Genomic DNA, 20,603 nt, shown 5'->3' with positions numbered 1-20,603 from the left:
CGCTTTATTCTTGTTGCCAGTATTGAAAAATATCCCGTAGTTGATAGTAAGCGGCTTTTTTGTTGCGGTATTGGTCAACAATCCCCCATTCGCGAAATCCTGACTCAGGTGTGCCTTTATAGTTACTTCGATAGTCGTTGTAAGACCAAATAGAAAACCCGGTTAAATAAGGGTGATCTTTTAACGTGCGAAGATAGCCCACTAGGGCGTCATCGAGTTTAGCTGACGGGCCGCCACCAATTTGCTTAAGCCCCACTTCTGATAGAAATATTGGTTTTCCTGAAATGTTTTGTGAGTTTTCTCGACATTTTTCACGGCGTTGCTGTAACTATTGATCGACATAAAATCTAATTTTTCAAATGGTTCATTGGTTAAATTGGTTTGGCTGCCGTATGCAGTAATAGAAACATAGGTTTTCAATCGTGTAGGGTCAATAACGGCTAAGTGATCTAACATCGAGTTGACGTATGCATACTGTTCTGCGGTGAGGGTTTTACTGCCCCATTCAGCAACGGGATCTCTTAACTCATTGCCAACGCTCCAGCCAACAATAGACGGGTGATTAAAATCTCTTTCAACCATCTCATTTAGCCATTGCTTGGTTTGCGGATTATCGGCGAAAGCCTGTGGATCATCATCCCCCCATACTGGTATTTCACCTATGATCAAATAGCCTAATCGATCACACATGGCCAACAAGTTCTCCGAATTAGGAGCATGCATTAGCCGCGAGAAATTCCCCCTAGCAGTTTAATATCTTGCAAGTCTTTTAGCACCAATTCGTCTGGTTCAGTATTACCGAAGTCAGGATGGTCATGTACTCGGTTTACACCGTTTAAGCGTACAGCTTGATTGTTAAGGAAAAACTGCTCGCCTCTTACTTCAAATTTGCGAATACCGAAAGAGTCTTTGTGCGCCGCGACTACCTTCGATTGCTCAGTCAGTTTTGTATCCAACGTATATAAATTAGGCTGTTGTAAGTCCCACAATTTATAGGCCGACAGTTTTTCAACAAAAGAGGTGGTTCGGATAATAGATTGGTTGGCAGGTAGTTTTACTTGTAAGCTGAAAGCTTTCTTCTGTTGTTTAGCATCTAAAATTTCACTGTGAATAGTCTGTGATAACGCTTTGTCTGTATAGTTCTGTATCTTGTATTTAATCGTAAACTTGATAGTTTGCTGGGCAAAATCTGGTCCCGAGCTAATGTGCTGATACACAATACGGGTGTCTTGCTCGGCAATTAACGTGACATCACGGCTAATTCCACCCCAAGCCCACCAAGCGCCTCGGTGATAGGTATTATCGGCCATCACTACGACGGAATTATCTTTTCCAAACCGCAAGTATTGACTAATTTCAAATTCAAACGGGGTGTAGCCGCCTACATGTTTGCCTAATAAATGCCCATTTATCCACACTTTAGCAGTTTGATATACAGCAGAAAATTTAAGGCGTATGTGCTTATTTTGCCAATGGGCGGGGGGCGTGAAGGTTTTTTGATAGTAACCTTTGCCAGAAAATTCACTGTACTTAGCATGGGTGTCCCAGTTGCCGGGTACGGTAAGTATGTCCCAATCGGCATAATTGGCAGCTAACAAGGTGTTGGGATCATCGAATGTCGCATTCGAAAATTGCCAGTTGCCGTTTAACGATAGTTGCTCTGAATTGGCGTAAGTAAAACTACAGAATAAACTTACAACAAGTAACCAAGTTTTCAATAGATTCATGTTTTGTGTCACATAGTTTGCTAGAATGAATCTATAATAGCATCAAAAAATTGTTATCAAAATACAAATTTTAAGTAAAAGGTTGTCGTCGCTATTTAACCAAAGTTTTGGATAAGCATTATCGTTTAAGCTAACACTATCAATATAATTCAATGGCTTAATATGTCTTGTCTAAATAACCTCTGCTAAATGTTCACTCGGTGACGAAATTTTTCGTGCATAGCAAGGCTGATTGTTGCAGGTAGTAACAAGTTATTCTTTCATTCTAGTGTCTTGATTATGTGCTTTTAAATTCTCGCTGAGTGGTGACTTGTAATGACAGATCGCTGTAAACAAAAAACCGGCTTGCGCCGGTTTTCAATTTTTTATCATTGCTTACTATCACCCATAATGGGGGGCTTATGATTTTGGTGCACGACCCGCTTGTTTACGCAAGTTCTCAGTAAGTAACTTTTTACGTATACGTATGCTCTCAGGCGTCACTTCAACCAGCTCATCATTATCGATAAATTCTAGTGCTTGTTCCAACGACATATTGATTGGCGGTACCAAGCTTTGTGCTTCGTCAGTACCAGAAGCACGAACGTTAGTTAATTGCTTACCTTTAAGGGCGTTAACCGTTAGATCATTTTCACGAGCGTGAATACCAATAATCATACCTTCGTAAACTTCAACACCGTGGCCAATAAATAAACGTCCACGCTCTTGTAAGTTAAACAAAGCGTTAGTTAGTGCTTTACCTGTGGCGTTGGCAATCAATACACCATTTTTACGCTGACCGATTTCGCCGCCTTTATGTTTAGCGTAGTGATCGAAGGTGTGGTACATCAAACCAGAACCAGAGGTCATGGTCATAAAGTCTGTTTGGAAACCAATCAAGCCACGGCTAGGAATGACGAAGTCCATACGGATACGGCCTTTGCCATCTGGAGACATGTCGGTTAACTCACCTTTACGTGTACCCAATTGCTCCATGATTGAACCTTGGTGTGCTTCTTCAACATCAATAGTCACAGTTTCGAAAGGTTCGTGAGTTTCGCCGTCTACTTCTTTTAAAATTACTTCTGGACGTGATACGGCTAGCTCGTATCCTTCACGACGCATGTTTTCAATCAATATACCTAAGTGCAGTTCACCACGACCCGAAACACGGAATTTGTCTGGATCAGGCATTTCTTCCACTTTAAGTGCTACGTTGTGTACTAATTCGTTTTGTAAACGCTCTAGAATATTACGTGAAGTAACAAACTTACCTTCTTTACCAGCAAAAGGAGAGTTGTTTACTTGGAAAGTCATAGTAACGGTAGGTTCATCTACAGACAATGGAGGTAAGGCTTCTACCGCACTTGGATCACAAATTGTGTCAGAAATTTTCAGCTCACCCAAACCTGTGATGGCAATAATGTCACCAGCATCAGCTGAATCGACTTCGTGGCGTTGTAACCCCAAGTAACCTTGTACTTGGCCCACTTTACCGTTGCGAGTTTTTCCATCAGCCCCTTTAATCGTGACTTGTTGATTAGGTTTTACTGAACCACGAGTAATACGACCTATACCGATAACACCTACGTACGAGTTGTAATCAAGTTGCGAAATCTGCATTTGGAAAGTGCCGTTCACATCAGCGTCTGGCGCTTTAACGTGTTCAACGATAGTTTCAAACAATGGCGTCATGTCTTCGCTTGGCGTGTCAACGTCGTTAGTCGCCCAGCCATTAAGTGCAGAAGCATAAACAACTTCAAAATCTAGTTGGTCGTCAGTCGCGCCTAAATTATCAAACAAATCAAATACTTGATCCATAACCCAATCAGGACGGGCACCAGGCTTGTCTATTTTGTTGATAACAACGATTGGCTTTAAGCCTTGAGCGAAGGCTTTTTGCGTCACAAAACGTGTTTGCGGCATAGGACCTTCTTGGGCGTCAACTAGTAGTAGAACAGAGTCAGCCATAGACATTACACGTTCAACTTCACCACCAAAGTCGGCGTGCCCAGGGGTGTCTACGATATTGATACGGTAATCGTTCCATTTAATCGCAGTGTTTTTTGCAAGAATGGTAATGCCACGCTCTTTTTCAATGTCGTTAGAGTCCATCACGCGCTCTTCGGCTTCGCCGCGGCTTTCTAATGTACCAGACTGTTGTAATAACTTATCAACTAAGGTGGTTTTGCCATGGTCAACGTGGGCGATTATCGCTATGTTCCTCAAATTTTCTATAGAGGTGTTTGATGCACTCATTGTTTCTACTCTGTGATGGCGGATGCTGCTAGTTGCAAAACAATCAACAGACCGCAAAATTAACTGAAATTTTATGGGCGCGAATTGTACAGCCTTATCAACCATTAAGCGAATCACAAATGCATATTGCGATGAAATAAACTAAAAGGGTAGAATTCGTTAACGTTGGCTTAATAATTACGTTACTTCATGTCCTATGGTTTGCCGTATAATAGAGCGCTTGCACCAAAGTGGTGGTGCAATGCTTGTTTGTGGTGCAATGAGTTTTGGTTTTCATTTCTCATTGTCTGTAAAAATACTGAATAAAAGGCATTCCAAGAAGGAATCTTTGTGGCATGATATTCGTTTACACAGCAACATTTTTGGTTAATTGAGTCATTTGGCTTAGTTAACTCTTTTTATACTTATTAATCTGGAGGACATTATGTCAGCACAAAAGGCCTTAGAGCTTATCAAAGAAAGCGAAGCTAAATTTGTTGATTTACGCTTTACCGATACTAAAGGTAAAGAACAGCACGTTTCAATTCCTACGCATCAAGTAGACGAAGATTTCTTTGAAGAAGGCAAAATGTTTGATGGCTCTTCTATTGCTGGTTGGAAAGGTATCAACGAATCAGACATGATTCTTATGCCTGACCCAGAAACTGCGGTACTTGACCCGTTTGCTGAAGAAACACAAATCAATATTCGTTGTGACATCCTAGAACCAACGACAAACCAAGGTTACGACCGTGACCCACGTTCTGTTGCAAATCGTGCTGAAGAATACCTAAAGTCAACAGGTATAGGTGATACAGCGTTATTTGGTCCAGAGCCAGAGTTCTTCTTGTTTGACGATGTTAAATTCCACACAGATATGGCTGGTTCATTCTATAAAGTTGATTCTTCTGAAGCAAAATGGAACTCAGGTGCTGATTTTGAAGACGGTAACCTAGCTCACCGCCCAGAGTGTTAAAGGTGGTTACTTCCCAGTTCCTCCTGTTGATTCAGCTCATGATATTCGTGCTGCTATGTGTTTAGTGATGGAAGAAATGGGCCTAACAGTTGAAGCGCATCACCATGAAGTGGCAACGGCTGGTCAAAACGAAATTGCTTGTTTGTTCAACACCTTAGTTAAGAAAGCGGACGAAGTACAAATCTATAAGTATGTTGTACATAACGTTGCTCACGCATACGGTCAAACTGCGACTTTCATGCCTAAGCCTCTTGTTGGCGATAATGGTTCTGGTATGCACGTTCACCAATCAATCTCTAAAGATGGTAAAAACATCTTTGCTGGTGACAAATATGCCGGTATGTCTGAAGAAGCCTTGTTCTACATTGGTGGTATTATCAAGCATGCTAAAGCAATCAATGCTTTTGCTAACGCTTCTACTAACTCTTACAAGCGTTTAGTTCCAGGATTCGAAGCCCCAGTTATGCTAGCTTATTCAGCGCGTAACCGTTCAGCTTCTATCCGTATTCCATATGTAACTAGCGATAGAGCTCGTCGTATCGAAGTACGTTTCCCTGACCCAACTGGTAACCCATATCTTGCGTTCTCAGCTATGCTTATGGCTGGCCTTGACGGGATCAAAAACAAAATTCACCCTAGCGATTCTATGGATAAAGATCTATATGACTTACCAGCTGAAGAAGCAGCAGCTATCCCTCAAGTTGCCAGCTCTCTAGAAGAAGCGCTTGAAGCACTTAACAGTGACCGTGATTTCTTAACGGCGGGTGGCGTTATGACTGATGAGATGATCGACGCATACATCGATCTTAAGAAGCAAGAAGTTGAATTACTTAACATGACAACTCACCCTGTTGAGTTTGATATGTATTACAGCGTTTAATCGTTTTTAAATTGCTTAAAAGCCCGCTTTTGCGGGCTTTTTTTGGCTAGAATAAGGCTAGACTAAATGCAATGAATTCCACTTACTAACAACATCGCTAGTCTGAAGGAGTGTTTTGTGAGACCCGTATTTTTGATTGGCTTATTATTCTGCGCCACAGTGGCGGCTAAGGATGTCTATAAAACCACGCAGCCTGACGGCACTGTAATGTATTCTGATATGCCCGTCACAGGGTCGACAAGGGTAGATTTAAGCACAGGCAATCGCGCGGTGATACCAGCCTTAACCAGCGATGTATTAATCATTAGCCAGCAAGCTCCGCTGTCCACTAACGTCCCTGTGCGATACCAGGTTTCTATTGTGACTCCTGCTGACGAACAAACTATTCGAGACAATTCAGGCGCGGTAAATATTCGAGCAAGCCTATCGGTAAAAGGTGAGGGGGCATTTCAATTAATGCTTGATGATAGGTTGCATAGTGAACAGTCTTCGCCATTATTTTCTATCAAAAATGTCAATAGAGGGGCGCATACACTACAAGTTCATTTCATTAATAATTCAGGCAAGATCCTTGCATCATCCCCACAGCAGGTTTTTTATTTGCAAAAAACTACAGCACTGTTTAATGCTAATTAGGTATAAATTATAAAATTAGTGTCATTCTTCGCGCTATGAATCGTATACTGCATATTATGAATGCACCTAGTTGGTGCGTGGTAAATGCTTTGAATTGTTGGGAATATGTTAGAAACGAACACCACAGAAAACCTATTAGATAACCTTTCAACTGCAATATTGCAGTTAAATGGAAAAATGCATATTCAATATGCAAATCATGCTGCTCAGGCACTATTCGAGAGAAGCTTAGCTTTATTGACCGATTATCCCATTTATCAGTTCATTACGACCTCTAGTATTGATATTGAACGTCTGACGCATTCGATGAAATATGGAGAATCTTACTCTGACAGCGAAGCCAAAATTACCTTTCTAGATGGTCGGCACACGCAAGCCGATATATCGGTAACAAACATGCTGCAAGGACAACAAAGTTGTCTATTACTAGGAAATTAGAGTCATAGAGCAACAAAAGAAAATTAGCCAAGACAATCACCAGTGGGCTCAGCAGCAAGCAGCGAAAGAACTGGTACGAGAGCTTGGCTCACGAGATAAAAACCCACTTGGCGGTATCCGTGGTGCCGCACAATTATTAGAGAAAGAACTCCAATCAGATGAGTTGAAAGAATTTACTAGTGTCATCATTGACCAGTCAGACCGACTGCGTAATTTAGTTGATCGTTTGTTAGGACCGAATATAAGACCTAAATTTAACTGGCATAATATCCATGTGGTACTCGAGAAAATATGCACACTAGTCAATTTAGAGCGCGGGCACTCAATTTCTATCGTTAGAGATTATGACCCGAGTATTCCCGACATTTATCTAGATCAAGATATGCTGCAACAGGCCACATTGAATATTGTGCGTAATAGTTTGCAGGCGTTAATGCAGACCCCTGAGGTTGAGGGGGCTATCAGGATCAAAACTCGAATAGACAGACGAGTGATAGTACAAGGCGTGTGCGTGCCATTGTGCGTAAAAATTAGCATTATTGACAATGGGCCAGGTATTCCACCAGAGCTAAAAGATACCTTGTTTTATCCTATGGTCACTACAAAAAACGAAGGCAGTGGTTTAGGGCTTTCTATTTCACAAACGCTGATCGGCCACCACAGAGGAAAAATCGATGTGGATAGTTGGCCTAGTCATACAGAATTTACTTTATATTTACCTATTGAAAGAAAGGATCCAGAGAAATGAGTGCAGAACCCGTATGGATAGTCGATGACGACAGTTCGATTCGCTGGGTATTACAAAAGCCTTACAAGCGGCCAATATTCCATGTTTTAGTTTCGAAAACCCAGAAGATTTATTACTGCAGTTGCAATCAGGGCAGCCACCAGAAGTGATCGTATCTGATATTCGTATGCCACAAATGGATGGCATGACGTTGTTGAAAGAAGTGCATAAGAACTTTGCTCATATTCCCATCATCATAATGACCGCACACTCGGATTTAGACAGTGCAGTTAACGCCTATCAAAGTGGTGCATTCGAATATTTACCGAAACCTTTTGACATTGACGAGGCCGTCAGTTTAGTGCAGCGAGCGTTGACCCATGCCCGTGAGCAATCTAAACATTATCAAGCACCTGAAATGGTAGCGGCTTCCGAAATCATTGGCGAAGCGCCGGCGATGCAGGAAGTATTTTAGAGCAGTTGGGCGTTTGTCTCGTTCCAGTATAAGCGTGTTAATCAATGGCCAATCAGGTACAGGTAAAGAACTGGTTGCTGATGCGTTACATCGCCATAGCCCAAGAGCAGACAAGACATTTATCGCCCTAAACATGGCAGCCATTCCCGCTGACTTAATTGAGTCAGAACTGTTTGGACACGAAAAGGGTGCTTTTACCGGAGCTCAAGCCGCGCGACAAGGGCGTTTTGAACAAGCCAATGGAGGCACATTATTTCTAGATGAAATTGGTGACATGCCTTTAGACGTACAAACCCGCTTGCTACGTGTGTTAGCCGATGGACAATTTTATCGGGTCGGTGGTCATAACCCCGTCACAGTAGATGTGCGAATAATTGCCGCTACACATCAAAATTTAGAACAACGAGTGGCAGACGGTAAGTTTCGTGAAGATCTGTATCACAGACTAAACGTCATCCGGATCCACATTCCTCAATTGAGTGAAAGGCGAGAAGACATACTCCTATTAGCCGCGCACTTTTTACAACGCGCAGCGGCCGAATTAGAAGTTGATGCAAAAACACTAGCCAAAGAAACCAGCAAAGTACTGCAACAATTACCTTGGCCTGTAAAATGTTCGTCAATTAGAAAACATGTGCCGTTGGTTAACTGTAATGGCTAGTGGTAAGGAAATCTTAGTTAGCGATTTACCACCAGAAATTCACCAACAACCGGTCGCCTCTGAACAGGCCAGCAGTGGCGGTGATTGGCAAACACTACTTGCCAACTGGGCAGACACGCAGTTGCAATCAGGGCATAACAACATTTTAGATGACGCCATCATGAGCTTTGAGCGGATCTTACTAGAACGAGCGCCCTGCACTACACTCACGGCCACAAACAAGACGCGGCGAAACGACTAGGCTGGGGCAGAAACACACCTAACCAGAAAGCTAAAAGAACTAAACATGTAACCAACCAACACCTCAGGAATGACGGGAGTAGGAAACTACCTGCATGACACCCCGCCGTCATTCCTGCCCCCCAACACCGTCATTTCTGCCCCCCAACACCGTCATCCCTGCACGCTTTTTAGCAGGGATCCAAAAAACCAACACCGTCATTCCTGCATGACACCACACCGTCATCCCTGCATGCTGTTAGCAGGGATCCAAAGGCTGAATAAATGGATGCAGTGACGAAAAGCAAAAGCAAACCGATCTCCGGCTCAAAACACCACCGGAATGACGAAGGTTCAAAACACTACCGGAATGACGTGGAGTATGTAACGTCATTCCTGCATGCTTTTAGCAGGGATCCAAAGGCTGAATAAATGAATGCAGTGACGAAAAGCAAAAGCAAACCGATTCCGGCTCAAAACACCACCGGAATGACGGGAATAGAAGCGAAAACCGATCTCCGGCTCAAAACACCACCGGAATGACGGGAGTAAAGCTAAACCGATTCCGGCTTAAAACACTACCGGAATGACGAAGGCTTAAAACACTACCGGAATGACGGGAGTGAAGCCAAAACCGATTCCAGCTCAAAACACTACCGGAATGACGAGAATGGATATCGTCATTCCTGCATGCTGTTAGCAGGAATCCAAAAACCAACCCCGTCATGCCTGCATGTTGTTTCCTTGCTTTTGGCTGTTGTTGGCTGCTTTTACATTGACAATTGCGGGCGACAAAACGTATCTTCTGCGCCGCTATTCTAGGTGCCCTGTCGGTAACATTTTTGTTATCTGGACAGGAGTAAACCGCGGAAGTGTGGTTGATCGCATTCTGTTTGATGGTCTGTATTTATTCCACCGCTGCCCCGCAACGGTAAGCTAAAAGAAGTCTATGTGCTTTTGAAAGCCTAGCCCGACACCGGCCTATTAATAGTTTCTGTACGTATGGAGCGGCGGGCTTCATTAGAATGTTTAAATTTTTGCCTGTTAAATAGGGCAATAACAAAGTGCGTTTAGCATTTTGAGTTGATTAAGTTTAGTCAACAAAGCATCCTCTGTTATCCCCCTCTCAATCGTTTGTTTATTTTAGATTGAGGATTTTATGAGAATACACATCAGTAGCAACGGCTATTACTCTGGCGTTAACCGCCACTCATTCTTTGGCTGATGCTAAGCCAAGTGACGAAAAATCGATTGAAAAAAATTGTTGTGGTTTCTAGCCGCGTAGCTATGCCGTTACGTGAAGCGTTGCCACGTCTGTGTCATTGGTAACCCAAGAAGATATTGAAGCACGAGGTTATGCTAACCTAGCTGACGTATTAAAAACCCAACCGGCAATTGGCGTAACCAATAGTGGCGGTGCAGGCTCTAGTACATCTCTGCGCGTTAGAGGTGAAGAAGGGTATCGCACGTTGGTGCGTATTGATGGTGTAGATATCTCAGACCCAACTGGCACGCAAGTGCAACCTCAATTAGGTCATTTGCAAGCAGCTAACGTTTCTCGCGTGAAATACTAAGAGGCTCTCAAGGCCCGGCCTATGGTGCCGATGCTGGCGGTGTGATCAATATTCATAGCACTGAATTTAGCGAACCTTTAGCAGGTAGTGTGTCAGCTGAAGCGGGTCGTTACGATACGACTAATGTAGTCGGTGCATTGGGCGGCACGTCTGACAAGTTTAACTATTATGTTGCCGGTTCTAGCTTCCGAAACTGACGGTTTTAACTCTCGCTTAGACGATAATTCAGAAGATCTCGACGGTTACCGTAATAACACGATCCACACTCGTTTAGGCTACCTGTTTTCTGAAAACCTTAGCGTGCAATTAGTGGCCCGAAACAACCGTGGCGAAGGCGAATTCGATAAATGTGGCTTTGGCGCTAGTGCCAGCAATGACTGTCAAAGTGACTTTGAACAAACCAATTTACGCACCAGCGTTAATTATACTACTGATACTTCTGAGCATGAAATATCCTACGCTAAAACACTAGTTGAGCGTGAAAACTTCAATCAACAAGCATCCAGCTACTTTTACTAAAGGCAGTACTGAAAAAGTTGAGTATGTCGCGCACAACGACTTTAACCAACAACATACTTTGGTGTACGGAGCCGACTGGAAAAAGAAGCGATTACCTCAGCACAGCAATATCGCCACAATCGCGGTGCATTTGTTGAATATCAAAGCGAATTAGTCAGCAATCTATTCATTACTGCCGGTTTACGTTACGACGACAATGACGATTTTGGCGACTACACCACTTATCGTCTCAGTAGTGCCTATATTTGGCCAATCGGTAACAACGAACTTAAATTACGTGGCGCTATCGGTACCGGTTTTAGAGCACCAAGCTTATACGAAGTGGAGTACAACCGAGGCCCATGGGCATCCTCGCCAGCCTCTGAAACCGAATTAAAACAAGAAGAAACTCAAGGTTATGAGTTGGCCGTTGAGTATTCAACCGAAAATGGTTCGCACTACGAAATCGTTTATTTTGACCAAGAAATCGATGACAGTATCTATTTCGATCTAGCTAATTTTTCTGGCTATTTGCAAGATATTGGCAAGTCTTTTTCAAAAAGGTGTGGAGTTGATTGCTTCTATTGAATTAGGCAATGGCTGGGGCATTGACGCCAACTACACTTATAACGAAACCGAAGATACCGCTGGCGAACAGCGTCGACGTCGTCCACGCAACATTGCCAATATTGCCACTCATTATCAGTTAGACAAGTTAACCTTTACCGCTAATCTGCGTATCGTTAAAGATGCCATTGATGCCGGTGTTAAATTAGAAGACTACGAAGTACTAGACGTAAGCGCGAAATACCAAGTGAACCCGCAATTGTCAATTTTTGCACGGGTAGAAAACTTGTTTGACGCCAACTATCAAGATGTACCGGCATTTTATACCTCGGGTGAAGCACCACATGTGGGTTTAAAATATCAGTTCTAGCCTGACAATCTAAAATAGGTAACGGTTTTTATAAGCAATAGTCTTCATGACATCATCACTATTGTTATATGCCGGTATAAAATCTATGCAAAAATTGGCACTGCGCCTCTGGAAAATGAATATCACCAGTTGACGTGCAGTTTCAATATTATTGACAATACCTTTCCTCACTTATACCAATTCGAATTGGTATTAATCTTATCTTACGTCCAAATTTAGATTTATTGCTGCTAGCAAAAACGATACAATTTATGTTCTTTATTGACTAACTCTACTGGGATAATCATGGACAAAAAACTCGAGACAAAAAATAACGTCAGCCATCGTTACGACTAGTCAAAAAGCCCTGCGTATGAATTTAGATGAAAAGAAGTATGGCACCATAGTTGAAATTGGAGCAGGACAAGAGGTTGCTCGCCAATTTTCCTAGCAGGTGCTGCCGCGGGTCACTATCGCTAAAACTATGTCGGCATATGACATGAAATTTTCGGATGCCATTTATGGCGTACAAGAAGATCGACGCTACGTAAGTAAAAATCGGGTTCGAGCTCATGATGGAACAAGAATTTGATTTGGTAGTGGATCGTGTTGGTGAAATACGTTCAAGATCTTCGCGCTATTTTGCTTATGCAGCAACCGTAGCGGCGAAAAGCTTTAATCGTGACAACGAGTGTCATGCTTGGTGTGGTATTCGTGTACAAATGTATCCTTAGGCGCCGAACCTAAATATAGTGGTACACGTAAGAATGTTAGATGATAACGCCGAAGCTCAGCAACAGGCTTTGGGTGTACTAGGCGTTAACTTAATTTACGCCGCCTATTATTATTACGAAAACCCTAAACAAATTATCGACTCTTTAACCGATAATATGAAAAACAATCGCATTGAAATAGACTCAATCGATTTCCAAGGTCCTTATTTCGAAGATATTGACAACCGAGCGATTAACCTACATTTAATTCGTGGCTGGAAACCCGAGCGGTGATGTTCAGACCCAGATGGCAGCGTAGCGGTGCCAGCTGAGATGCTATACAAAAAAATGTACTCACTATTCGTGGCTCGTTTAGACCTGTTACCAATTTAAATATCGATATGATTGAGCAAGGCAAAAAGTCATTCTATGCGGTTAATGATGTCGATGATTCTAATACCGTAGCTATCGCCGAAATTTCGTTAAATGATGCCAAAGGCCATGACAACAATGTTCCCGAAGCTGACATTGTGCAAAGGGTTCAAATATTGAATTCACTTGGTTACAACGTAATGATATCGGATTACACACGCTACTTCTCACTCAGAGCCTATTTCCGCCAATACACTAAATTACAAATTGGTATTGTGGTAGGAATGATCAACGTCAAGCAGATATTTGACGAAAACTCTTACCGAGGAGTAGAAGGCGGGATTTTAGAAGGCTTTGGTAAGTTATTCCCAGATAACACCCGTTTATATGTTTACCCAGAGCTTGATCAAAGTGGTGAAATTAGCGAGTTTACCGATGTGAAAGTGCAAGACCACTTACGCTTTTTGTATCGCCATTTATTGGAGAACGGCTTTATTTCAGGGATTGAATGTAGTGATAAAGCCTTATTCAAAAGCTATACTCACGGGAAGTATTGAAACAGCTTCTAAGGGCCGAGGCGGCTGGGAATCATCGGTTCCTCACAAGTTGCCGAGACTATCATCGAACATAAATTGTTTGGTTATAGAGGCTAAAGAGCATAAGCAGAAACCGATTTCGCTCGCACTCCCCGTCATTCCGGTAGTTCCTGCTAACAACATACAGGAATGACGTTGTTGGGGGCTGGAATGACGATATATAGTCCCGTCATTCCGGTAGTGTTTTCAGCCGGATCGGTTTTGCTTTTGTGGTTGTCACTGCAGTCACTTATTCGGCACTGTGGATCCCTGCTAACGGCATGCAGGGATGACGGTGTTGAGGGCAGGAATGACGGTGTGGTGTCATGCAGGAATGACGATATCTAATCCCGTCATTCCGGTGGTCTTTTAAGCCCTCGTCATTCCGGTAGTGTTTGAGCGGAATCGGTTTGGCTTTGGTCACTGCATTCACTTATTCCGGCACTGTGGATCCCTGCTAACAACATGCAGGGATGACGGTAGTTGAGGGCAGGGATGACGGTGTGGTGTCATGCAGGTATGACGGTGTTGTTTTTTGATCCCTGCTAAAAGCGTGCAGGAATGACGGTGTGGTGTCATGCAGGAATGACGTTATCTAATCCCGTCATTCCGGTGGTCTTTTAAGCCTTCTGTCATTCCGGTAGTGTTTTGAGCCGGAATCGGTTTTGCTTTGCTTTTGTCTGCTTTATTTTCCTTTTAACTCATCTAGCATGTTTGATAGTTGTTTGCGCCAGTGGATGGTTTTTACATTAGCTGCTGCTTCTGCGGTAGATTTATCTATAACAGAAAAACTAGGGCGTTTCGCTGGGGTGGGGTATTGGCTTGCTGGAATAGCAGAAATAGCTATTTCGTTGGTTAACAGGCCTTTTTCTATGGCCAATTCTTGGATTGCCACAGCAAAGTCGTACCACGAGGCTACACCTGCGTTCGTCCAATGGTAAACGCCTGTTACTTCCGGCTTTTGTACTACAGCCCACAACCAATTGGCTAGCCTCGCAGCCCAAGTTGGCGTGCCGACCCGGTCATAAACCATGCCTAATTGAGGCTTTTCGGCCATTAATCGCAGCATGGTTTTTACAACAGTTATTGCCATGCGTAGAATATACCCAAGCTGTTCTCACGATGACTGCGTTGGCTAATGTTTGTTGTACCGCTAAATCGCCTGCTAGCTTAGACGCCCGTAGACGTTAATAGGGTTGGGTTGTTGGTCGGTTGGGTATGGTGTGGTGCGCGTACCATCAAATACAAAATCAGTAGATACATGTAACAACTCGAATAATATGTGTTTTACAGCTTAAGGCTAAGTTTTTAGCGCCAGTTTCGTTTACGTCATAGGCTGTCATGGCCGAATCTGTTTCTGCTTTGTCTAACTGCGGTATAAGCCGCTGCGTTGATAATCACATCGGGTTGATGTTCGGCAATGACTTTTTCCACTAAGTTGCCGTCGCTAATATCAAGTTCTGGCGCGACCTACACTTATTACTTCAACATTTTCTGGTTTGTTAATCGCAAGTTCCCAAGCTAATTGTCCACCTTTCCCTGTAACCAATACTCTCATTAACGTACTTCCAATTAGTCAAACTTGGGGGCGTTTCGGCCAAAACTCAGTCCTACCGTATCTTTAGCTGACAAGCTTGGTGCTTGTCCATTTTGCCAAAGGCCATTCAATATTTACGCTAGGATCATCCCAACGAAGTGACACTTCCTGATTGCGGGTGATAATAATCTCGTAGCCATTTATAGACAAACTCTGCTGACTCACTCATTGCCGCAAAAACCGTGCGCAAATCGGCAGCGGAACCCATAGTTGTCGGTTATTTTGCGCTGAAAGTTCAACACCAACCCATTGCCCAAATGTTGAAGACGACTGGCGTAAATCAACGGCAACATCAAAAACACAACCTTCAGTGACACTGACCGATTACACCTGTGTTTGCTGTTGCTGGTAATGCAAACCACGTAAAATTCCTTGTGCAGTACTTACTGTGGCTGTCTTGAACCAAAGCCGTTACACCTGTTTGTTCGGCAAAAAAGTCGCTGCGAAAAGTTTCCGCATAAAAACCGCGCTCATCACCAAAGACCTTCAGTTCAAAAATTAATACATCGTTAAGTTTTATCTTGACTTGCATTTACTTACCTTAAATTCAAATCAAAGTTAATCTTCTTGATGCCCATAAAGAACGCGATCAACGAACTGTAGATACTAAAATCCAGAAACGGCTGGCAAATATGTCATAGCTGCATGTTATTAGCAGGCGTTAATAACTGGCCGTTTCTGTTTGTTGATTTACTTGTATCTATCTACTGCTTTGAGCTTTTTCAGTGCTTTTTCTTCTCACAATTTTCAACAAATATTGACCGTAGCCGGTTTTCTTCAAACTATTACCTTGTTCAATCAACTGCTCGGTGCTTATCCAACCTTGGTTGTAGGCAATCTCTTCTAAACACGCCACTTCTTAAGCCTTGGCGATGCTCTACCGTTTGTACAAATTGTCCTGCTTCTAGCAATGGGACATGCGTACCTCGTGTCATAACCATGTGCTAGCCACGACCTAACAAAGACACATTTAAGTTGTTCTTTTGCATGTAAGCGACATTAACATCGGTGATTTCAAGCCCGCCACGGGGAGAAGAGTTTAATGTTTTTGGCATATTCCGTACTGCGCCACACTATTGTCGTAAAAATATAGACCCGTCACAGCGTACAGTTTGATTTAGGTTCTGCTGGCTTTTCTTCTTCAATGCTAATGGCTTTACCATCTGCGTCGAGGTCTACAACTCCAAAACGTCTCAGGATCGGCAACATGGTAGCCAAATACGCGTTGCTCCAGTTTCTGCTTTTTTGTGGCCGCTTTTAGTTTGGTCTGAAAAGTGAGGCCCGACCATAAAAATATTGTCGCCCAACACTAAACTTACGTTGTCGTAAACACCGATAAACTCTTCACCTAAAAATAAACGCTTGCGCTAGAGCCATCTGGAGAAGGCTGAATGGTGCTTCGGCTAATACCTACCGCCAAAAGCACTACCATCGCCAAGTAGCCACAGAAATTCGCCTGATCTTCGGGCGTGGTAATAATCAAAATGTCTTTAATACCAGCCAGCAGCATTACCACCGACAACGGATAACAGATCATCTGGCTTATCGTAAATGGGCACAAATAACCGTTTTAGATGTACCTTTGGGTAATACCGGTGCAAACGCGATCCCGAACCACCCGCTAAAATAATACCTTTTTATACTTGGCCACCGCTTCTTATCTCCTTACTTATTCAACTGCCTCAAAATTAAAGACTTAAAAACCGATCTCCCGGCATAGAAACACCACCGGAATGACGAAGGCTTAAAACACCACCGGAATGACGGGACCAGATACCGTCATCCCTGCATGTTTTTAGCAGGGATCCAAAAAGCAGGCCTGTCCATCGCTGCTTTATACGTCATTTCTACAGCTAGACCGATTCCGGCTTAAAACACTGCCGGAGCGGCAAAGGCTCAAAAACACCACTGGAATGACGGGAACTTGAATGCCGTCATCCCCTGCATGATAACAGCAGGGATCCAAAAGCAAGCCTGTCATCGCTGCTTTATGCGTCATTTCTACAGCTAAACCGATCTCCGGCCCAAAAACACCGCCTGGAATGACGGGACCAGATCCACGCTCATCCCTGTTTACCTTTTGCCGGATCCCTCTATCGTCCAGCGCTTCTGCGACGCTTCTATCTTTCGATTTTTAGTCGCGCCCAGCCTCCCTTTTCCTAGCCACCAGTCTCGTTATTAAGGCGCCTCAACCTATCTAGTTTATATGCACCAGACAACACACGCTGCCACCAGTCTTTGTTATTCAAATACCATTCAACTGTTTTGCGAATACCAGACTCGAAAGATTCTTCTGGGCTCCAGCCCAATTCACGTTGGATCTTGTCCGCGTCTATAGCGTATCTGGCATCGTGACCAGGACGGTCGGTAACATAGGTAATTAAATCACTATATAGATTCACGCCTTCCTGGTTTTTCAGGAACCAGTTCGTCGAGCATAATGCACAAATGGTGGTCACCACTTCAATGTTGCGTTTTTCGTTATGGACCACCGATGTTGTAGGTTTCACCTACTTTGCCCGACTTCGCCACTAAATAAAGCGCTCGAGCGTGGTCTTCAACATATAACCAATCACGAATTTGGCTACCGTCGCCATAAACGGGTAATGCCTTACCTGCCAAAGCGTTCAGAATAATATGTGGAACCAATTTTTCAGGGAAATGATAAGGGCCGTAATTGTTTGAACACCTCGTTACCACAGTCGGCAAACCATAAGTGCGTTGCCAAGCGCGCACTAAATGATCAGAGCTCGCTTTACTCGCCGAATAAGGCGAACTTGGTGCGTAAGGTGTGTCTTCGGTAAATAATGGTAATTCGGCGCCATCGGGTAATTCGTTGGGGTGGGGTAAGTCACCGTACACTTCGTCTGTAGAAATATGATGAAAAATAAATGATTGTTTCTTGTCGTCAGTCAAAGCAGACCAATAAGCTCTGGTTGCTTCTAATAAAGTATAAGTTCCCACTACGTTTGTTTGAATAAACTCACCGGGCCCATCAATTGAACGGTCAACATGTGATTCAGCCGCCAAATGCATAACGGCATCGGGTTGATGCTCAGCAAACACGCGCTTTAGTTGGTTTGCGTCACAAATATCTACTTGTTCGAATATATACCTATCTGAATGTAATTCTTTTGGAATCGATTCAATGTTGCCAGCGTAAGTCAATTTATCTAAATTAATTACTGTATCGTCTGATGATTGCAATATATGCCTAACTACAGCACTGCCAATAAATCCAGCGCCACCCGTCACTAATAATTTCATCAACACTTCCTTTCACGTAATTTGAGTGTGCAATATTATGTCACGTAATCTAGCGAAATATTACCCGTTAGTAAAACTTTCTGTTTGCTCCATAGGTAATCTCTGTAAGCGTTTGATTTTGATAATACAATACAGACAAAAAGAAGGGCTTGAGATAAGTAAGTGGTATTTACCGCACAACCTTAAAAGAGTCTTATACTAAAGTCTCTAATCGATTGTTTTTTAATAGGTTATCTAAATAAAGTTGGTGTTTTCGTGTAGTGGTTTTGCAACAGCTTGGCGATAGAAAGTCAATTTTTTAGCTGATTCAGGGCAAAAACACAAAAAAGCCTTCATTTTCAACTTATCGGATATTGAGCGCAGGATATGCTAGACAATAGTGGCTGCCTATAAAAGCAGCACCACAGCTAACCAATAGTTTCATTTGTAATGTTTCAATCGGTTTTTAAATCTAATAGGCATTTTTATTTAGAAAGCCGTTAGTAATGGTTTTGAGAATAATTTTTATATCAAGCCATACTGTCCAACGGTGGATGTAATCTAAGTCGTACTCTACACGTTTTACCATTTTATTGACCGTTTGCGTTTCCCCTCTTAAGCCACTTACTTGAGCTAATCCGGTATCATAGGTCGTACTTTATGGCGTAACATGTAACCTTCAACTAGTTTTCGGTACTGTTCGTTGTGAGCAACAGCATGTGGTCTAGGGCCAACAATTGACATTTTACCTTGCAAAACGTTGATAAATTGTGGGAGTTCATCCAGCGATGTTTTCCGAAGGAAGGCACCAAAGTGGTGTTATCCTTGGCATCATTTTTGGTTGCTTGTTTAACTACTTCGCCATTGTCCATAGAAGTCATTGAACGAAACTTGTAGATAGTAATTTTTCTGCCGTCAAGTCCGTAACGATTTTGTTTGAAAATGACTGGACCGGGAGATGTTAACTTCACAGCCGCGGCGATAATAAGCATAGGAATAGCAATCAAGGTTAATATTATGCTTGAGAAAACAATATCTTCGACTCGCTTGAGTATTTCGCTACCTCCTTGAAAAGGTGTGTCATAAACACTGAGGGTTTGAATAGATCCCACGTTCTGCCAACGAGCATTAATTAAATTGTACATAAAGAAATTAGGAACAATGTATACACTTGCAGTGGTGTCGCTACATAAAGTCAGTATCTTTGAAATACGTTTCTCTGCGCTCATAGGCAGCGCGATATAGACATAATCAATTTCACCATTTTTGGCTTTCATTATCGCGTCGTTAATATTGCCAGCAATTTGATAATTGATTTCTTGGGAGTACAATCTGTCGAGAGATCTATCATCATATATACCGTTAAATATGATACCAAGTCTTTCATTTTCGAAAATTTGATTGGCCAAGCTATAACCCGCTCGCGTCGCGCCAATAACCACCGCTTTTCGTGTATTATGCCCCTTACGTCTATGACGAAACAGTATTTGTCTAAATACCACTCTCCAACTTGTCAATGCAAGAATACTAATCAACAACCAACTGCCTACGACAAACTTATCCATATTAACTAAATTAGGAAATATATAGGCAAAAGTAATTGTGACAAAAGCAGAGATCATCCAGCCAATTGTTACGCTTCTAATCATCAAAGTAGTCGAAGCTGTGCGCCAAGAGCGGTACAAATCTAATGCTTCTGCGCAAATGTTGTAGCAAATTATATTGACAAAAGTAGTATCACGACTTCTGCCCCAACTTTTTGACCTAAAATAGTTAGTACCAAAAAGTATATGGAAATAATCAACATCATATCAACCAATCGGTATACAGTAGAGAAGCTACTTTTGTTACTTTGAATGATACCTTTTGTACCCATGCCTACAACCTTCTCAGCACTCATTTCTCTAACTCCCTTATTAGGACTGCGTAGTTATTATTTCTAAATTTACTTTATTACTTTATTGAAGTTTCACCTAAAACCCTAACCTGCTCACTGTTTTAACAATTGCAAATAGTATGACTTATCAAGTTAAGTGGTTTCGTTAAGCAAACTTTATACCATGCGTTATTGTTTTGTGAGTTTCATAGAATAGTTCAACTCTCAATAAGGTTAAATTGTTGTTTTCGTTTTGTTATTTTTATGTTTGGTTTTTTGA

Annotated in this window: 16 protein-coding genes, 9 pseudogenes and 1 riboswitch; of the genes and pseudogenes, 11 read left to right on the top strand and 14 right to left on the bottom strand. The window is 42.5% G+C overall.

Going from position 1 to position 20,603, the window contains the following annotated elements:
• Nucleotides 1-4: 4 nt before the first annotated feature.
• The 4 genes from RS130_RS20955 to typA all read right to left on the bottom strand — a co-directional run bounded on the left by RS130_RS20955 (nt 5) and on the right by typA (nt 3,965).
• Nucleotides 5-202, bottom strand: coding sequence for a hypothetical protein (locus RS130_RS20955; RefSeq protein WP_316027536.1), 198 nt, complete (start codon nt 200-202; stop codon nt 5-7).
• Nucleotides 202-723, bottom strand: coding sequence for a glycoside hydrolase family 2 TIM barrel-domain containing protein (locus RS130_RS20950; protein WP_316027535.1), 522 nt, complete (start codon nt 721-723; stop codon nt 202-204). The genes RS130_RS20955 and RS130_RS20950 overlap by 1 nt, the downstream gene beginning before the upstream one ends.
• Nucleotides 723-1,727 (bottom strand): glycoside hydrolase family 2 protein, encoded by a 1,005-nt coding sequence (locus tag RS130_RS20945; RefSeq protein ID WP_316027534.1) that lies wholly within the window; start codon nt 1,725-1,727, stop codon nt 723-725. The genes RS130_RS20950 and RS130_RS20945 overlap by 1 nt, the downstream gene beginning before the upstream one ends.
• 399 nt (nt 1,728-2,126) lie before the next feature.
• The gene (gene typA / locus RS130_RS20940; protein ID WP_316027533.1) at nt 2,127-3,965 is read right to left on the bottom strand and encodes a translational GTPase TypA; all 1,839 of its coding nucleotides are present in this window, start codon (nt 3,963-3,965) and stop codon (nt 2,127-2,129) included.
• Between the two features lie 424 nt (nt 3,966-4,389).
• Between typA and glnA the strand changes: the two are divergent.
• The 11 genes and pseudogenes from glnA (at nt 4,390) to RS130_RS20885 (ending at nt 13,682) form a co-directional block, all read left to right on the top strand.
• Nucleotides 4,390-5,800, top strand: a pseudogene (gene glnA, locus RS130_RS20935) (glutamate--ammonia ligase).
• Between the two features lie 117 nt (nt 5,801-5,917).
• A complete protein-coding gene (locus RS130_RS20930; RefSeq protein WP_316027532.1) occupies nt 5,918-6,436 on the top strand; it encodes a DUF4124 domain-containing protein in 519 nt (172 codons plus the stop codon).
• Nucleotides 6,437-6,541: 105 nt separating this feature from the next.
• A pseudogene (glnL, locus tag RS130_RS20925) lies at nt 6,542-7,622 on the top strand (nitrogen regulation protein NR(II)).
• Nucleotides 7,619-9,029: pseudogene (gene glnG / locus RS130_RS20920) on the top strand (nitrogen regulation protein NR(I)). The pseudogenes glnL and glnG overlap by 4 nt, the downstream one beginning before the upstream one ends.
• A 731-nt stretch (nt 9,030-9,760) precedes the next feature.
• Nucleotides 9,761-9,955, top strand: a riboswitch (cobalamin riboswitch).
• Between the two features lie 317 nt (nt 9,956-10,272).
• Nucleotides 10,273-10,530: a TonB-dependent receptor gene (locus RS130_RS20915; protein ID WP_316027531.1), complete on the top strand. Its 258-nt coding sequence runs from the start codon at nt 10,273-10,275 to the stop codon at nt 10,528-10,530.
• A 41-nt stretch (nt 10,531-10,571) separates the two neighbouring features.
• The gene (locus RS130_RS20910) at nt 10,572-10,727 is read left to right on the top strand and encodes a hypothetical protein (RefSeq protein WP_316027530.1); all 156 of its coding nucleotides are present in this window, start codon (nt 10,572-10,574) and stop codon (nt 10,725-10,727) included.
• Nucleotides 10,699-11,049, top strand: a complete 351-nt coding sequence (locus tag RS130_RS20905) for a hypothetical protein (protein WP_316027529.1) — start codon at nt 10,699-10,701, stop codon at nt 11,047-11,049. The genes RS130_RS20910 and RS130_RS20905 overlap by 29 nt, the downstream gene beginning before the upstream one ends.
• Nucleotides 11,009-11,203, top strand: coding sequence for a hypothetical protein (locus RS130_RS20900; RefSeq protein ID WP_316027528.1), 195 nt, complete (start codon nt 11,009-11,011; stop codon nt 11,201-11,203). Before RS130_RS20905 ends, RS130_RS20900 begins: the two co-directional genes overlap by 41 nt.
• Nucleotides 11,125-11,616 carry a TonB-dependent receptor domain-containing protein gene (locus RS130_RS20895; protein WP_316028115.1) on the top strand — a complete coding sequence of 164 codons (492 nt, stop codon included), beginning with the start codon at nt 11,125-11,127 and terminating at the stop codon, nt 11,614-11,616. The genes RS130_RS20900 and RS130_RS20895 overlap by 79 nt, the downstream gene beginning before the upstream one ends.
• Nucleotides 11,600-11,965 (top strand): TonB-dependent receptor domain-containing protein, encoded by a 366-nt coding sequence (locus RS130_RS20890; protein ID WP_316027527.1) that lies wholly within the window; start codon nt 11,600-11,602, stop codon nt 11,963-11,965. The genes RS130_RS20895 and RS130_RS20890 overlap by 17 nt, the downstream gene beginning before the upstream one ends.
• Nucleotides 11,966-12,317: 352 nt before the next feature.
• A pseudogene (locus tag RS130_RS20885) lies at nt 12,318-13,682 on the top strand (TonB-dependent receptor).
• Between the two features lie 607 nt (nt 13,683-14,289).
• Here the strand turns inward: RS130_RS20885 and RS130_RS20880 are convergent.
• The 10 genes and pseudogenes from RS130_RS20880 to RS130_RS20835 form a co-directional block, all read right to left on the bottom strand.
• Nucleotides 14,290-14,697 (bottom strand): SDR family oxidoreductase, encoded by a 408-nt coding sequence (locus tag RS130_RS20880; RefSeq protein ID WP_316027526.1) that lies wholly within the window; start codon nt 14,695-14,697, stop codon nt 14,290-14,292.
• Nucleotides 14,627-14,874: pseudogene (locus tag RS130_RS20875) on the bottom strand (sugar nucleotide-binding protein). Before RS130_RS20875 ends, RS130_RS20880 begins: the two are co-directional and overlap by 71 nt.
• Nucleotides 14,875-14,933: 59 nt before the next feature.
• Complete coding sequence (locus tag RS130_RS20870; RefSeq protein ID WP_316027525.1) at nt 14,934-15,038, bottom strand: hypothetical protein; 105 nt, start codon at nt 15,036-15,038, stop codon at nt 14,934-14,936.
• 138 nt (nt 15,039-15,176) lie between these two features.
• Nucleotides 15,177-15,733: pseudogene (gene rfbC / locus RS130_RS20865) on the bottom strand (dTDP-4-dehydrorhamnose 3,5-epimerase).
• A 168-nt stretch (nt 15,734-15,901) separates the two neighbouring features.
• Nucleotides 15,902-16,832, bottom strand: a pseudogene (locus RS130_RS20860) (sugar nucleotidyltransferase).
• Nucleotides 16,833-17,360: 528 nt separating this feature from the next.
• Nucleotides 17,361-18,468: pseudogene (gene rfbB / locus RS130_RS20855) on the bottom strand (dTDP-glucose 4,6-dehydratase).
• A 451-nt stretch (nt 18,469-18,919) separates the two neighbouring features.
• Nucleotides 18,920-19,036 (bottom strand): sugar transferase, encoded by a 117-nt coding sequence (locus tag RS130_RS24105; RefSeq protein WP_487369323.1) that lies wholly within the window; start codon nt 19,034-19,036, stop codon nt 18,920-18,922.
• A gap of 44 nt (nt 19,037-19,080) precedes the next feature.
• The gene (locus RS130_RS24100) at nt 19,081-19,203 is read right to left on the bottom strand and encodes a sugar transferase (RefSeq protein WP_316027524.1); all 123 of its coding nucleotides are present in this window, start codon (nt 19,201-19,203) and stop codon (nt 19,081-19,083) included.
• Between the two features lie 128 nt (nt 19,204-19,331).
• Nucleotides 19,332-20,096: pseudogene (locus RS130_RS20840) on the bottom strand (sugar transferase); the annotation flags it as partial.
• 68 nt (nt 20,097-20,164) lie between these two features.
• Nucleotides 20,165-20,347 carry a hypothetical protein gene (locus RS130_RS20835; RefSeq protein ID WP_316027523.1) on the bottom strand — a complete coding sequence of 61 codons (183 nt, stop codon included), beginning with the start codon at nt 20,345-20,347 and terminating at the stop codon, nt 20,165-20,167.
• Between the last annotated feature and the right edge of the window lie 256 nt (nt 20,348-20,603).

The organism is Paraglaciecola aquimarina, from assembly GCF_032464635.1.
Classification (GTDB): Bacteria; Pseudomonadota; Gammaproteobacteria; order Enterobacterales; family Alteromonadaceae; genus Paraglaciecola; species Paraglaciecola aquimarina.
This window is presented reverse-complemented; position numbering and strand designations above follow the sequence as displayed.